13 protein-coding genes are annotated in these 13,947 nt (G+C 69.0%); 7 read left to right on the forward strand and 6 right to left on the reverse strand.

Annotation, left to right across the window (positions count from 1 at the left end; all coding sequences use genetic code 11):
* Both C0461_RS10140 and C0461_RS10145 read right to left on the reverse strand, forming a co-directional pair.
* On the reverse strand, positions 1-677 hold a 677-nt coding region (locus C0461_RS10140), incomplete at its 3' end, for an ABC transporter transmembrane domain-containing protein (protein ID WP_292106461.1).
* Positions 678-729: 52 nt separating this feature from the next.
* Complete coding sequence (locus tag C0461_RS10145) at positions 730-2,376, reverse strand: amidohydrolase (protein ID WP_292106438.1); 1,647 nt, start codon at positions 2,374-2,376, stop codon at positions 730-732.
* 75 nt (positions 2,377-2,451) lie between these two features.
* On the opposite strand from C0461_RS10145, the gene C0461_RS10150 reads away from it, so the two are divergent.
* On the forward strand, positions 2,452-2,883 hold the full coding sequence (locus C0461_RS10150) for a DUF488 domain-containing protein (RefSeq protein ID WP_292106440.1): 432 nt from the start codon (positions 2,452-2,454) through the stop codon (positions 2,881-2,883).
* A 1-nt stretch (position 2,884) separates the two neighbouring features.
* On the opposite strand, the gene C0461_RS10155 is transcribed toward C0461_RS10150, so the two are convergent.
* The 3 genes from C0461_RS10155 to C0461_RS10165 all read right to left on the reverse strand — a co-directional run bounded on the left by C0461_RS10155 (position 2,885) and on the right by C0461_RS10165 (position 6,470).
* Positions 2,885-4,789 carry a M1 family metallopeptidase gene (locus C0461_RS10155; RefSeq protein ID WP_292106442.1) on the reverse strand — a complete coding sequence of 635 codons (1,905 nt, stop codon included), beginning with the start codon at positions 4,787-4,789 and terminating at the stop codon, positions 2,885-2,887.
* A gap of 92 nt (positions 4,790-4,881) precedes the next feature.
* Complete coding sequence (locus tag C0461_RS10160; protein WP_292106444.1) at positions 4,882-5,724, reverse strand: class I SAM-dependent methyltransferase; 843 nt, start codon at positions 5,722-5,724, stop codon at positions 4,882-4,884.
* Positions 5,725-5,792: 68 nt separating this feature from the next.
* A complete protein-coding gene (locus C0461_RS10165; protein ID WP_292106445.1) occupies positions 5,793-6,470 on the reverse strand; it encodes a bifunctional 4-hydroxy-2-oxoglutarate aldolase/2-dehydro-3-deoxy-phosphogluconate aldolase in 678 nt (225 codons plus the stop codon).
* 172 nt (positions 6,471-6,642) lie between these two features.
* Between C0461_RS10165 and C0461_RS10170 the strand changes: the two genes are divergently transcribed.
* Both C0461_RS10170 and C0461_RS10175 read left to right on the forward strand, forming a co-directional pair.
* Positions 6,643-7,839, forward strand: a complete 1,197-nt coding sequence (locus C0461_RS10170) for an acyl-CoA dehydrogenase family protein (protein ID WP_292106446.1) — start codon at positions 6,643-6,645, stop codon at positions 7,837-7,839.
* A 3-nt stretch (positions 7,840-7,842) separates the two neighbouring features.
* Positions 7,843-8,973 (forward strand): acyl-CoA dehydrogenase, encoded by a 1,131-nt coding sequence (locus tag C0461_RS10175; RefSeq protein WP_292106447.1) that lies wholly within the window; start codon positions 7,843-7,845, stop codon positions 8,971-8,973.
* Between the two features lie 285 nt (positions 8,974-9,258).
* On the opposite strand, the gene folE is transcribed toward C0461_RS10175, so the two are convergent.
* Positions 9,259-9,873, reverse strand: a complete 615-nt coding sequence (gene folE / locus C0461_RS10180) for a GTP cyclohydrolase I FolE (protein WP_292106449.1) — start codon at positions 9,871-9,873, stop codon at positions 9,259-9,261.
* A 127-nt stretch (positions 9,874-10,000) separates the two neighbouring features.
* On the opposite strand from folE, the gene cysS reads away from it, so the two are divergent.
* The 4 genes from cysS to C0461_RS10200 all read left to right on the forward strand — a co-directional run.
* Positions 10,001-11,410: a cysteine--tRNA ligase gene (gene cysS / locus C0461_RS10185; protein ID WP_292106451.1), complete on the forward strand. Its 1,410-nt coding sequence runs from the start codon at positions 10,001-10,003 to the stop codon at positions 11,408-11,410.
* 124 nt (positions 11,411-11,534) lie between these two features.
* A complete protein-coding gene (locus tag C0461_RS10190) occupies positions 11,535-12,296 on the forward strand; it encodes a DUF2243 domain-containing protein (protein ID WP_292106453.1) in 762 nt (253 codons plus the stop codon).
* Between the two features lie 147 nt (positions 12,297-12,443).
* On the forward strand, positions 12,444-13,676 hold the full coding sequence (locus C0461_RS10195) for a DNA recombination protein RmuC (protein WP_292106455.1): 1,233 nt from the start codon (positions 12,444-12,446) through the stop codon (positions 13,674-13,676).
* Positions 13,677-13,708: 32 nt separating this feature from the next.
* Positions 13,709-13,947 (forward strand): hotdog domain-containing protein (locus C0461_RS10200; RefSeq protein WP_292106457.1); only part of this gene is annotated, 239 nt, incomplete at its 3' end.

The following is a 13,947-nucleotide window of genomic DNA, read 5'->3' on the forward strand; positions in this document are numbered from 1 at the left end:
CGATGCTCGAGACGCCAGTTGGAGATGGCGAAGGTGATGACCGCATAGATCACCACCACCGCCACGGCCACGGCGCCGAAACGCCAGTCATAGGCGCCCGCCAGAACCCCCGCCGCGAGGATCAGCTCCAGCCCCGTGGGGATCAGGTTGAAGGCCAGGATGCGCAGCAGGAAGTCCACCGCGCGCGAGCCCCGCTCCACCGTACGCGACAGGGTCCCCGACCGCTTGGTCTGGTGGAAATCCAGCGACAGGTTCAGGGCGTGGGCGAAGGTCTCGGCCGCGGTGGTCCGCTGGGCTGCCTGACGAACCGGCGCGAACACCATGTCCGACAGCTGCGGCGCGGCGGAAGACAGGAACCGGATCACCGCCCAGCCCACCGCGAAGGCCACGAAGCCCGCCGCCACGCCGACGGCCGCGCCCTGATCGGCCGCCAGACGGTTGACCGCCGCGCCGAGCGCCAGCGGCGCCAGCACGCCCAGCACCTTGCCTGTCAGGGTCAGCAGGATGGCCCCGGTCAGACGGGTTCTCAGAAGCGGCGCCCGCGAGCGGCCCACCAGCCGCGCCAGGTCCATGAGCGCGCCCAGCGTCCCCGGTCCCTCTGTCCTCATCTCGACCCCGGCCAGCTGCGCGCGGACCTCAGGGTCGGCGCGTCGACGGCCCGAGCGCTCACCACGCATCGCCATGCGCCCTATATGGCGAGCGCGCAGGGTGGGTGAAAGGGCCGAATCCTCACCAGCCGTCGGCGCGCCAGGCGATTTCGCCGTCCAGCACGGTCATCAGGGCCCGGCCCCCGGGGATGTCCTCGGCCGGGACGGTCATGAGATTGATGTCGAAGACGGTGAAATCGGCGCGTTTGCCCACCTCGATGGTCCCCAGTTCGTCCTCGCGGAACGAGGCATAGGCCGGGCCGAGGGTGAACATGCGCAGGGCGTCGGCGCGGTCCACGGCCTCGTCGGGCCGCCAGTTTGGGCCCTGGAAGCCGTTCAGGTCGCGGCGGGCCACGGCGGCATAGAACTCGATCAGCGGATCGCCCCGCTCCACCGGCGCGTCGGTGCCGCCCACCACCGTCACGCCGGCGTCCATCAGCGAACGCCAGGCGTAGGCGCCGTCCAGCCGGGCGTCGCCCAGCCGGTCCGGCGCGAAGTGCAGGTCGCCGATAGCGTGGCTGGGCTGCATGGAGGCGATGACGGGGATATCGTGGAAGCGAGCGAAGTCGGCGGGACGCAGCACCTGGGCATGCTCGATGCGCCAGCGCGGATCGGCCCCGGCCTCCGCCTCGCCCAACACCTGAGCGTACCAGTCCAGCACCCGGGCGTTGCCCCGGTCGCCGATGGCGTGGGTGGTGATCTGGACGCCGTTCCGGAGCGCGGCGCGGTAAAGCGGCAGGGCGTCCTCATCGGTCATCTGCATCAGGCCGGACGTGTGCGCCGCGTCCGCATAGGGCTGGAACAGGGCCGCCCCGCGAGACCCCAGAGCCCCGTCGGCGTAGAGCTTGATGGCGCGGGTTATGATCCGTCCGTCGGCGACGGCGCGCGGACCCGAGACGAACAGGGCCTCGGCGCCCTCCGGCGTGATCGAGTTGTAGACCCGCAAGGTGGCCTCGCCCGCCTCGGCCATGGCCTCCATCAAGGGGACGTCCGCGATGGGCACGCTCATGGAATGGATGCCCGTCCAGCCATAGCGTGCGTAGACCTCGAAACCGGCCTCGTAGGTCTGGCGACGGAACGCCTCGCTGTCGGCGGGGCGCAGGTCGGCCACCAGCGCCATGGCGGCGTCGATGAGCAGGCCGTTGGGCGTCCCGGTCTCGTCGGTCAGGATGTCCCCGCCGAAGGACGCCTCGGTGGCGGCCGTGATCCCGGCGGCCTCGAGCGCTGCGGTGGAGGCGACCAGGGCGTGACCATCGGACCGGCCCAGAAGCACCATGCGGCCCGGGGCGGCGGCGTCCAGATCAGTCCGTTCGAGCATCCGGCCCTCGGGCCAGTGGGTCTCGATCCAGCCGCGGCCGGTGATGGAGCCCTCCGGATTGGCTTCGGCCCAGGCCGCCAGACGCGCCATGGCCTCGGCGATGGAGGCGGCGCCCTCCAGGTTCAGGGTCAATTCGCGCGCCCCGATGCCCGCCAGATGGCCGTGACCGTCGGTGAAGCCCGGATAGAGGCTGGCGCCCTTCAGGTCGATCACTGTCATGTCCGCGGGGGTCTGGGGCGCGTCGGCGCGGCGGCCAACCCAGGCGATGCGGCCGCCCTGCACGATAACCGCCTCGGCGGCAGGTGCGTTCTCCACCCCGGTGTGGATCGGCCCGCCGTGGATCATCATGTCCTGGGCGGCGGCGGCCTGCGCCATCAGCGCCAGCGCGCCGGCGAGGATGATGGGTTTCATGAAGAGCCTCCCTTTCGGCGCAGGGGAGCCTTCGGCGCCGCTGGCGTCAAGCGCCGGACCCTCCATATTGACGGCATGCAACTGTTCACCATCGGATATGAGGGCGAGCCCCAGAGCGCCGTGATCGCGCGGCTGAAGGCGGCCGGGGTCCAGCGTCTGATCGATGTGCGGGCCGTGGCCGCCTCGCGCCGGGCCGGGTTCTCCAAGACCGTGCTGGGCGAGAGCCTCAAGGGGGCGGGCATCGACTATGTCCACCTGCGCGCCCTGGGCACGCCCAAGTCGGGCCGCGACGCCGCCCGCAAGGGGCGGATCGACGAGATGCGCACCATCTTCGCCGAGCACATGGCCGAGCCCGAAAGTCAGCTGGCGTTCGAGCAGCTGCGCGATCTGGCGCGCGCGCGGCCCGCCGCCCTGCTCTGCTTCGAGGCTGACCACGCGGGCTGCCACCGCTCGGTTCTGGCCGAGCGGCTGGCGCGCGAGGACGGGTTCGAGGTGGTGAACCTCTAGCTTACTGGCCGCGAACCACCGGATCGGCCGAGCCAGTGGTGATGGGGTGATAGCCGGGGCGGGCCTCTTCATAGATGCGCCGGGCCAGAGGCCGGCCCCAGTCGCCTTGAGCCATCAAGGCCACATACAGGGGCTGGGTGAACTTGCGGCGGCCCATGCCGGTGAGGAACTGCTCCAGCGCCGGGACGGCCGGGTCGTACTGATGGCGCACCGCGATCATCAGCCAGCCGAACAAAATCTCGCTGTTCCCCGCCCGGGACAGGCCGAAGGTGTTGTCCAGGTCCGCCAATTGGGCGTCGGTCATGGTCTCGGGCAGGGAGCCGAGGAAGTGCTGCCACTCCTGCGTCACCCAGTCGCCAGGGTTCAGCCGCGCCGCCGGCGTGCCGGTCACGAACGCCTGAACCTGGGCCTCAACCGCGGCGAAGGCGTTCGAGGCGGGCTGGACAGCATTGGACGGCAGGCCGGGGCCATAGATCCAGGCGTCCATCTGCAACGCGGCCTCCAGCGCCGCGTCGCCCCCGATCAGATGCTCGCGGATGTCGGCCAGGAACATGGCCGTAGTCATGGGGCGGTAGGCGTTGCGGTCGAAATAGCCGCGCAGCCAGCGGTCGAACCGGTCACGACCCACAGTCCGCTCGATGGTGCGCAGGAAGAAGGCGCCCTTGTCATAGGCGATGGCGGTCATGCCCTCGTCCGGATCGCGCCCGGCCAGGTTCAGGTGCAGGCTCTGGTCCTCGGGCGGCAATTCGGCCATCTCGGCCTGCAGCGAGGTCCATTCCAGGGCGCGCAGCATTTCAGCCCGTTCGGGGCCATAGATGGCCTCCATGATCCGGTTCTCGAAATAGACGGTGAAGCCCTCGTTGAGCCAGAAATCGTCCCAGGTGGCGTTGGTGACCAGATTGCCGGACCAGCTGTGGGCCAGTTCGTGGGCCACCAGCGACACCAGCGAGCGATCGCCCGCGATGATGGTCGGGGTGGCGAAGGTCAGGCGGGGGTTCTCCATGCCGCCGAACGGGAAGCTGGGCGGCAGCACCAGCAGGTCATAGCGGCCCCAGATGTAGGGGCCGTAGAGCGCTTCGGCCGCCTCGACCATGGCCTCGACCTCGGGAAACTCGGCGGCGGAGCGCGCCAGCATGGACGGCTCGGTATAGACTCCGGTGCGCGCGCCCAGCGGCTGGAAGGCGATATCGCCAACACCGATGGCGATCAGATAGGGCGGCACGGGATTATCGAGACGGAAGCGGAAAGCGCGGCGGCCGTCCGGCGTCATCTCGCCTTCGGGAGTCAGCATTTCGGCGCTCATCACCGCCTTCATGCCCGCCGGCACGGTGATGCGCGCGGAATAGGTCTGACGGATGCCGGGGCTGTCCTGGGTCGGGATCCAGGTGCGGGTCAGGATCGCCTGGCCCTGGCTGAACAGATAGGGCAACTGACCGCCCGCAGTCTGCTCGGGCGTCAGCCACTGCAGGGCCGCCGCCTCGGGCCGGGTGGAATAGTCGATGTGGATGCGCCCCTCGGTGAAGGGAATGGCGATGACCAGCGGCCTGCCCATGAAGGGGCTTTCGTCGCCGATGGTGTAGTCCAGCGGACCGTCGTCCGAGCGCACGCCGTGGATGTCCAGGTCCCGGATGTCCAGGATGATCTCGTCCGCGCCCGGTTCGGCCGTGATGTCCAGACTGGCCGTGCCCGCCAGCATGCGCCGGTCGAAGTCCGCCGTCAGGTTCAGATCCACGTGGTGGACGCGCGCGATCTCGGGCCGGGCGTGGGAATGGGCGTCGGCCACATATTGCACCTGTGCGGGAATCTGCGGGCCGGCGACCTCGGTCATGGGCATGTTGGCGCAGGCGGACAGACCGCCGGAGAGGGCCAGGGCGGCCGCGATGGCCAGGGCGGAGGGGCGGATCATGCGGGATTTCCTGAACGGCGCGCCCTTGAGGGCGTCGTGATGGTCTCTTCTAGGCGGGGCGCTTGAACGGTTCAAACCCGCCAAGGATGCGATCAGGCCTGACGGACCGCCACCATCCACATGTTGTCGCTGGTAGGCAGGCGGTAGGTGGGGCCGAAGGCGCGGATGGTCAGGCCGGCCTGCTCCACGGCCCGGGACAGGGTCTCCGGCGTGAAGTAGTTGACGTGGTCAGGGAAGCGCAGGCCGCACCATTTAGCGCCGCGCACCCGGGCGTTCCAGCTGGCGAAATTGGGCACCTTGAGGATGGCGACGCCGCCGGGCTTCAGCACCCGGAAGGTCTGTTCCAGCACCGGCACGGGGGTGACGTCGTGTTCCAGGAACGAGCGCATGACCACGCCGGTCAGCGACTGCGCCTCGAGCTGCTTCAGGCCGTTGAGGGCGTCGGCGTTGACGATGCGCACATCGCGGTCCGCCAGCCGTTCCTCGGCCTCGCGGCAGATGGCGGGCGAGATCTCGATGCCGACGGGCGAGAACTGCGGGCCCAGCTCGGCCAGCTGCTTGCCGCCGCCGCAGCCCACGTCCACCACCGCGCCCGGCTCCGCATAGTGGTCCAGCAGGGCCGCCACGTTCTTGCGCGGCAGGGGCCGGAATTTGCGCCAGGCGCTGCGGGTCTTGAGCGCGACCGGACCCATGCCCGCGTGACGGCGGGCGTTCTCGATATGGTGCTGCTTCTCCCAGGCGAAGGTCTCGAACAGCTCGGAAATGTCCGGCGCGACCTCCAGATAGGTCATGTCGCAGTCCGGACAGGTCTTCATGCGCCACTCGTCAGGCGCGATGTCCAAGGTCGGCTGGTCTTCGTTGTCGCGCCCGCACAGGGGGCAGCAACGGGTGATCAGCAGCGGCTGACGGTCGGCTTGGAGCGGCTGGGCGGTCATGGCGTGTCCGGCGCGGGTGGGGCTGGCCGCAATATGGAGGCTCTGGCCCCACCTGTCACCGCCCCCGCTCAGCCCTTCTTCGCCCGGAAGTCGGCGATGGCGGTGACGGTCTCGCGCACCTTCGCCTCGATGCCGGCCCAGTCGCCGGACTTCACGGCCGCGTCGGTGATCAGTTTGGAGCCCATGCCCGCCGCCACGATGCCGGCGCCGAACCACTTCTCGATGGAGGCCGGGTCGGGGTCCACGCCGCCGGTGGGCATGATCTTGGTCCAGGGCATGGGCCCCCGCACCGCCTTGACGAAGTCCGGGCCGCCCACGGACGAGCCGGGGAACACCTTGACGATGTCGCAGCCCAGCTCCTGGGCATCGGAGATCTCGGTGGCCGAGCCGCAGCCGGGCGAATAGGCGATCATGCGGCGGTTGCACAGGCGGGCCACCTCGGGATTCAGCATGGGGCCGACCACGAATCGCGCGCCGCCGGCGATGTAGAGCCCGGCGGTGGGGGCGTCGACGATGGAGCCCACGCCCATGATCACGTCGGGGTTGGCCTTGGCGAAGTGGCGGCTGACCTCGAGGAACACATGGGCCGCGAAGTCTCCGCGGTTGGTGAACTCCACCGCCGGGGCGCCGCCCTTCGCGCAGGCGTCGATGACCGCGATGCAGGTCTCCACGTCCGGATGATAGAACACCGGCACTACGCCCTGGCGCTCGAGCTGTTGCAGGACGCTCAGACGATCGTGACGCATGGGACCGGTTTCCTTGTTCTGTGGCCGGATCAGGTCGCCGGATTGAACGGTTGCGTCAAGCGCAGATGGATCACACCGCGTTTCTTGCCGATCATCGCAGAGGGTAGCTTTTGACCACGGACCGGCTAGGCTTCGGGTGAAGGCCGCCGGTCGAGCGGTCACGGAGGACCCCATGAGCGAAGCCGCATCCGGTCTGGAGACATTCCGCGCCGAGACCCGCGCCTGGCTGGAGGCCAATTGCCCGGCCGAGGTGCGCGAACCCATGCCGTCCGAGGCCGACATGATCTGGGGCGGACGCAACGCCGTGTTCGCCACCCCGGCCCACGAGCGCTGGATGCGGACCATGGGCGAGCGGGGCTGGACCGCGCCGGAATGGCCCCGGGAATACGGCGGCGGCGGGCTTTCCAGGGAGCAGGCCAAGGTGCTGGCCTCGGAACTGCGCCGCATCAGGGCCCAGCCGGCCCTGAACAGCTTCGGCGTCTGGATGCTGGGCCCGGCCCTGCTGGCGTTCGGCACGGAGGAGCAGAAGAAACGCTTCCTGCCCGAGATCGTGCGCGGGGAGATCCGCTGGTGCCAGGGCTATTCGGAGCCGGGCGCCGGGTCGGATCTGGCCGGAATCCAGACCCGGGCCGAGGACCGCGGCGACCACTGGATCGTCAACGGCCAGAAGGTGTGGACGTCCTACGCCGACAAGGCGGACTGGATCTTCTGCCTGGTGCGCACCGACCCGGAGGCGCCCAAGCACAAGGGCATCTCCTTCGTGCTGTTCGACATGACCACGCCGGGTGTTTCGACCCGGCCCATCACCCTGATCTCCGGCAAGTCGCCCTTCTGCGAGACCTTCTTCGACGACGTGCGGGTGGAGAAGGCCAATCTGGTAGGCGAGCTGAACCGGGGCTGGGACGTGGCCAAATATCTGCTGGCCCACGAGCGGACCATGATCGGGGCCATGGGCGAGGTCATGGGCGGGGCGGCCCTGGGCCGGACGGCGGCGAAGGCCGTGGGTCTGGACGAGGCCGGGCGGCTGGACGACCCCATGCTGCGCGCCCGCATCGCCGAACTGGACGTGGACGGCGCCGCCTTTCGGCTGGCGCTGGAGCGGACCGGGGATCTGGCCAAGGCGGGCCGGGCCCATCCGGCCCTGTCGTCGGTGCTCAAGTATTACGGCTCGGAGCTGAACAAGCGCCGCCACGAGCTGCTGATGGCGGCGGGCGGGGCCGATGCGCTGGAGTGGGAAGGCGAGCGGTCCCGCGACGGCGCCGCGGCCCGCGACTGGCTGCGCACCAAGGCCAACTCCATCGAGGGCGGGACCTCCGAGATCCAGCTCAACATCATCGCCAAGCATCTGCTGCAACTGCCGGGAGCCTGAACCATGCCCCTGATCCTTTCCGACGAACAGCAGATGCTGGCCGAGGCCGCCGACGGCTTTCTGAACGAGCACGCGCCCATCGCCCACCTGCGCAAGCTGCGCGACAGCCGTGACCCCGACGGGGTCTCGCGGGACCTGTGGCGATCCTTCGGGGAGATGGGCTTCTCCGGGGTGCTGATCCCCGAGGACCAGGGCGGCTCGGGTCTTGGCGCGGTGGAGGCGGGCGTGGTGGCCGAGGCGCTGGGGCGCACCCTGACGCCCTCGCCCTTCCTGTCGTCGGGCGTGCTCTCGGCTGCGGCCCTGAAGGCCGGGTCGGGGGAGCAGCAGGCGGCCTGGCTGCCGAAGATCGCGGCGGGCGAGGCCATGGTTTCTCTGGCCGTGGACGAGGCCGGCAAGCACGCCCCGCACCGCATCCGGACCACCGCCGAGCGGTCGGGGAACGGTTTCAAGCTCAATGGAAACAAGGGCTTCGTTCTGGACGGCCATGTGGCCGACGCCCTGATCGTGGCGGCGCGCACCTCAGGCGAGGGCATGGACGGCCTGACCCTGTTCCTGATCGACCCGAAGGCGGCGGGGCTGGAGATCGAGCGCACCGCCATGGTGGACGCCCACAACGCCGCCCGGGTGACCCTGACCGATGTGGAGGTCACCGCCGACGCCGTGCTGGGGCCGGTGGACGGGGGCGGCGAGATCCTCGAGCGCGTCCTGAACCTGGGCCGGGCCTGCGCCGCCTCATCCCTGCTGGGAGCCGGGGATCAGGCGTTCCGCCTCACCGCCGAGTACCTGAAGACCCGCAAGCAGTTCGGCAAGCTGATCGGCGAGTTCCAGGCCCTTCAGCACCGCGCCGCCCACGTCTTCACCGAGCTGGAGATCGTGCGCGCCGTGACCCTGGCCGCCCTTCAGAAGCTGGACGCGGGCGACGATGACGCCGCCTTTGCGGTCTCGGTGGCCAAGGCCAAGGCCGGGCGCGTGGCCGAGCTGTGCGTTCAGGAAGCGGTGCAGATGCACGGCGGCGTCGGCATGACCGACGAGTACGACGTGGGCCTGTACATGAAGCGGGTCCGCGTCCTGAACGAGCTCATGGGCGACCACGGCTTCCACGCCGACCGGGTGGCCCGGGCGGGGGGCTACTGAGGCCCCGGTTTCGGACTCTGGACCCGAAAAAACAGGGTGCGAATAGTGCGAATAGTCCGAAATCCGGACTCGAGGCCGGAAAAAACAGGGTCTGAATAGTGCGAATTGTCCGAAATCGCGCCTCCGCCGTCTGGTGAGGGAGGACAGAGTATACGGGCGGTCAGAAGGGGTGGGCGTAAGTTTGATGTTTGGCCCGTTCGACCCTCATCCCCCGCGCCAGAACGAAGCCGCTGACGCGCCTTCGTGCGCGAGTTCCCCCTTCTCCCAATGGGAGAAGGAAGGGCATCAGCCGCGGGCCAGTTTCAGGAAACGGTCCTGCAGGGCCGGGTCGGTCTTGAACACGCCGGTGAAGCGGGTGGTGATGGTGGAGACGTGGCGGTGGTGCACGCCGCGGGTGGTCATGCACTGGTGCTCGGCGTCGATCAGCACCGCTGTCCCGGCGGGCAGGAGGTTGTCCTCGATGGCCTGGGCGATCAGCTGGGTCAGGGTTTCCTGGGTCTGCAGGCGTTTGGAGAAGATCTCCACCACCCGCGCCAGCTTGGAGATGCCCACCACCTTTTCGGCCGGCACATAGGCCACATAGGCCTTGCCCAGGAACGGGGCCATGTGGTGCTCGCAGTGGCTCTCCACCTCGATGTCGCGTAGCAGGACCATGTCGTCATAGCCCTGCACGTCCTCGAAGGTGCGGCTCAGCTCCTTCGCGGCGTCGGCGTCATAGCCCTGGAACCAGTCGCCATAAGCGTCCACCACACGTTTCGGCGTGTCGATCAGGCCCTCGCGCCCGGGATTGTCGCCGGCCCAGGCGATCAGGGTGCGCACGGCCTCCATGGCCTGCTCGCGGCTGGGGCGCTTGATGTCGCCGTCGTTGCTGACCAGGACGGGCTTGGCTTGGAGGTCCATGACACGCTTTCTAAAGGGCGGGAGCCCAAGACGCTCCCAATCGTGACGCCGACGGTTTATTGCACCGCGTCACGCCTATATGGGACGACCGGTGCGTCCCGCAAGAAAACGGATACCACGCGACCCCATGACGCTCCACCTGCACGACACCCTGGCCCGCAAGAAGCGGCCCTTCGAGCCCCGCGATCCGAACCGGGTGACGCTCTATGTGTGCGGGCCGACGGTCTATGATTTCGCCCATATCGGCAATGCGCGCCCGCCGGTGGTGTTCGACGTGCTTTTCCGCCTGCTGCGCCGCCAGTACGGCGAAGGGGCGGTGATCTATGCGCGCAACGTCACCGACGTGGACGACAAGATCAATGCGAAGGCCACGAAGGAAGGCGCCCCCATCGGCGAGGTCACGGCCCGCTACGAGGCCGCCTATCTGGAGGACATGGCGGCCCTGAACGTGCTGGCGCCGACCCTGGCGCCCCACGTCACCGCCCACATGGACGCCATCATCGCCCAGATCGGCGCCATCATGGACAAGGGCTGCGCCTATGCGGCCGAGGGCCATGTGCTGTTCGACGTGTCGGCCTACGAGAACTATGGCCGCCTGTCCGGCCGGGATCTGGACGAGATGGTGGCCGGGGCGCGGGTCGAGGTGGCGCCCTACAAGCGCAATCCCCACGACTTCGTGCTATGGAAGCCGTCCAAGGCGGGCGAGCCGTCCTGGGAATCGCCCTGGGGCGCGGGGCGTCCCGGCTGGCACATCGAGTGCTCGGCCATGATCGAGGCCAATCTGGGCCTGCCCATCGACATCCACGGGGGCGGCATCGACCTGGTGTTCCCGCACCACGAGAACGAGATCGCCCAGGGGGTCTGCGCCCACGGCCACGCCCATGGCGCGGACGCCCATGAGGAATACGCCCGCTACTGGATGCACAACGGCTTCCTGACCGTGGACGCGGAGAAGATGTCCAAGTCCATCGGCAATGTGCTGCTGCTGCACGATCTGGTGCAGCATGTGCCGGGCGAGGTGGTGCGCTGGGCCCTGCTGAGCGCCCACTACCGCCAGCCGCTGGACTGGAATCAGGCGCTGCTGGACCAGTCGCGCAAAAATCTGGACCGGCTGTATCAGGCCCTGCGCCGGGCCTCGGCCATTCCGGCGGCGGACGATGAACCGTCGGAGGACTTCCTGACCGCCATCGAGGATGACCTGAACACCCCCGGCGCCGCCGCCGCCCTGTTCGCCCTGTCCAGCGAGATCGAGCGGGCCATGACCGCGGGCGACGAGGGCGCCGTGGCCGCCGCCAAGGGGCGTTTGCTGGCCGGCGGGGCCCTTCTGGGCGTGCTGCAGGCCGATCCCGACGCCTGGTTCGAGGGCGGGGCCGACGACGCCCTGAAGGCCGAGGTGGAGGCCCTGCTGGAGCAGCGTCTGCAGGCCCGCGCCGAGAAGAACTGGCCCGAGGCCGACCGCATCCGCGACCGCCTGACCGAACTGAAGGTGGTGGTCATGGACGGGCCAATGGGGGCTACCTGGCGGCTGAAGGAGTAGGGCGGACTCACAGTGACGCGGGGCGGCCTGCCGAACAGCGGACGTCCCGAACCGCCGGGACGGGTGGGTAGCGGCGCGGGAACCCGGCCGATGCCTTCCCGTTAGTCCGCCGGAGGCTGTTCCGATGACGCTGAGCCGGTGGATATTCTGGGCGATCGTCCTGGGCTTTGCCCTGGGCGGGTTCTTCGACGGGATTCTGCTTCACCAGATCCTCCAGTGGCACCATCTGCTCAGCCTCGTGCCGGAGGTCTCGAGCCTGCGCTTTCAGGTTCTCTGGGACGGCTACTTTCATGCGCTGATGTATGTGGTCGGGGCGGTGGGTCTCCTGGGGCTTTGGCGGGCACGCGGCGCGTTGCCGGAGCATTCGGGCCTTCAGACCCTCGGAGCCATTCTGATCGGATTTGGCATCTGGCACGTCGTCGATAGTGTGCTCTCTCACTGGGTGCTCGGCATTCACCGGATCAAGCTCGACAGTCCCAATCCACTGATGTGGGACCTCATCTGGTTTTTCGCCTTCGGCGTGATTCCGGTCCTCGTCGGGACATGGCTGGCGAAGCGCGGGCCGGGAACGCGGCGCGGGATTCCGGCAGCTCTGACGGTGCTTCTCCTCGGCACGATCAGCGCCGGTGCAGGCGTCTGGGCACTGCAGCCGCCGCCCGATCAGCCCGAGTTCACGACTGTGGTGTTCAAGCCCGGGGCAGGACCAGAGGGCGCCATCAGGGCCATGGCGGCTACGGGCGCCCGACTGGTCTGGTCAGATCCCCAGATGTCGGTCGTGGTTCTCAGCGTCGAGCCCTCTCGCAGGTGGTCCCTGTATCGACATGGGGCGATGCTGGTCAGCGGTTCGGGATTGCCCGTCGGCTGCTTCGACTGGAGCCGTGCGTAGGCCAAGGCCCGCAATGGGACGTGAGCACACACTGGCTTGCTGATCGCAAGCGCCGTCGCGGGTTCGCGAAGCCCTCGCGGCCTCAGCCGATCAATCTCCCGCCACACGCCTTTTGCCACCTTGGGCGACTCCGGCTAGGAACGGAGCATGAACACCCTGATCCTCGTTTTCGCCGGGCTTTTCGTGGCGGCCTCGGCCGCCTTCGTCTGGGCCTTCATGGGCTGGCAGAGGGCGAAATCCGCCGCCGATGCGGCCCACCACAAGATCGAGGTGATCGAGGACGCCCGCGCCTCCATGGCCGACTATCTGCGGGCCCAGGCGGCGGAGTCAGCCCAGTCCGTGGCCAACCAGATGGTGGCCCGCGCCACCGAGACCTTTCAGGCCCAGGACCGGGTGGCCCGCGAGCGCATGGAGGCCCAGCTGAAGCCGGTCAGCGAGACCCTGGCCAGGTTTCAGGAGCACGTGCAGGCGCTGGAGAAGGTGCGGTCCGAGGAGACCGGCGGGCTCAAGGAGCAACTGGCCCTGCTGATGACCGCCCACACCGCCACCCGGGACGAGACCCGCAAGCTGACCGAGGCCCTGCGCGGCAACACCGGGCGGCGCGGCCGCTGGGGCGAGCAGACCTGCCGCAACGTTCTGGAGGCCGCCGGCATGGCGGGGCGCTTCGATTTTCAGGAGCAGACGTCCCAGGCCGACGACGAGGGCCGCCAGTCGCGGCCGGACTTCATCGTGCGCCTGCCCGGCGGCGGCATGTTCGTGATCGACGCCAAGGTGCCGCTGGCCTTCGACGCCGACGAGGAGGGCGACGAGGACAGCCGCGCCCAGGCCCGCTCGCTGCGCATCGCCGCCAGCCTGAAGACCCATGTGCGCCAGCTGGCGTCCAAGGCCTATCAGGACCAGTTCAAGCCCAGCCCCGATTTCGTGGCCCTGTTCGTGCCCGGCGACGCCTTCCTGTCCTCTGCGCTGGATCATGCGCCGGACATCATGACCCAGGCCATGGATTGCCGGGTGGTCATCGTCACCCCCACCACCCTGTTCGCCCTGTGCAAGGCCGTGGCCTACGGCTGGCGCGCCGAGGAGCAGAGCGCCAACGCCGAACACGTGGCCCGGCTGGGCAAGGAGCTCTACAAGCGCCTGGCCACCATGGGCGGATACGCGTCCTCGCTGGGGGCCGATCTGGACCGGGCGGTGAAGCGCTACAACCAGTTCGTGGGCTCGCTGGAGAGCCAGGTGATGGTGCAGGCCCGCCGGTTCGAGGACCTGCAGGTGGATCACGAGGGCAAGGATCTGCCCGAACTGGCGCCGGTGGAGCAATCCACGCGCACCCTGAGCCGTCCTGAACTGATCGACAGCGCGCCGGACGGCGACAAGGCGCAATAGACTTGCGCCGCATCGGCGGCTAATCGGCGCCCATGACCGACGCCCTGTCCCCCTGCCCGCCCGACGACCAGCCCGTGGGCCGCATGATCGCCATGCCCGCCGACGCCAATCCCGAGGGCGACATCTTCGGCGGCTGGCTGCTGGCCCAGATGGACCTGGCCGGGTCCTCGCCCGCCTTCAATCTGGCGCGGGGCCGCTGCGCCACCGTGGCGGTGGACTCCATGGTGTTTCACCAGCCGGTGTCCGTGGGCGACGAGGTCAGCATCTATGC

Source organism: Brevundimonas sp. (assembly GCF_013823285.1).
Classification (GTDB): Bacteria; Pseudomonadota; Alphaproteobacteria; order Caulobacterales; family Caulobacteraceae; genus Brevundimonas.

Bases quoted from the DNA above. Each gene is read 5' to 3' on its own strand.
- C0461_RS10160 (WP_292106444.1), bottom strand. From the start codon at position 5,724: ATGACCGCCCAGCCGCTCCAAGCCGACCGTCAGCCGCTGCTGATCACC.
- C0461_RS10175 (WP_292106447.1), top strand. From the start codon at position 7,843: ATGCCCCTGATCCTTTCCGACGAACAGCAGATGCTGGCCGAGGCCGCC.
- C0461_RS10155 (WP_292106442.1), bottom strand. From the start codon at position 4,789: ATGATCCGCCCCTCCGCCCTGGCCATCGCGGCCGCCCTGGCCCTCTCC.
- C0461_RS10150 (WP_292106440.1), top strand. From the start codon at position 2,452: ATGCAACTGTTCACCATCGGATATGAGGGCGAGCCCCAGAGCGCCGTG.
- C0461_RS10195 (WP_292106455.1), top strand. From the start codon at position 12,444: ATGAACACCCTGATCCTCGTTTTCGCCGGGCTTTTCGTGGCGGCCTCG.
- cysS (WP_292106451.1), top strand. From the start codon at position 10,001: ATGACGCTCCACCTGCACGACACCCTGGCCCGCAAGAAGCGGCCCTTC.
- C0461_RS10170 (WP_292106446.1), top strand. From the start codon at position 6,643: ATGAGCGAAGCCGCATCCGGTCTGGAGACATTCCGCGCCGAGACCCGC.
- C0461_RS10145 (WP_292106438.1), bottom strand. From the start codon at position 2,376: ATGAAACCCATCATCCTCGCCGGCGCGCTGGCGCTGATGGCGCAGGCC.
- folE (WP_292106449.1), bottom strand. From the start codon at position 9,873: ATGGACCTCCAAGCCAAGCCCGTCCTGGTCAGCAACGACGGCGACATC.
- C0461_RS10165 (WP_292106445.1), bottom strand. From the start codon at position 6,470: ATGCGTCACGATCGTCTGAGCGTCCTGCAACAGCTCGAGCGCCAGGGC.
- C0461_RS10190 (WP_292106453.1), top strand. From the start codon at position 11,535: ATGACGCTGAGCCGGTGGATATTCTGGGCGATCGTCCTGGGCTTTGCC.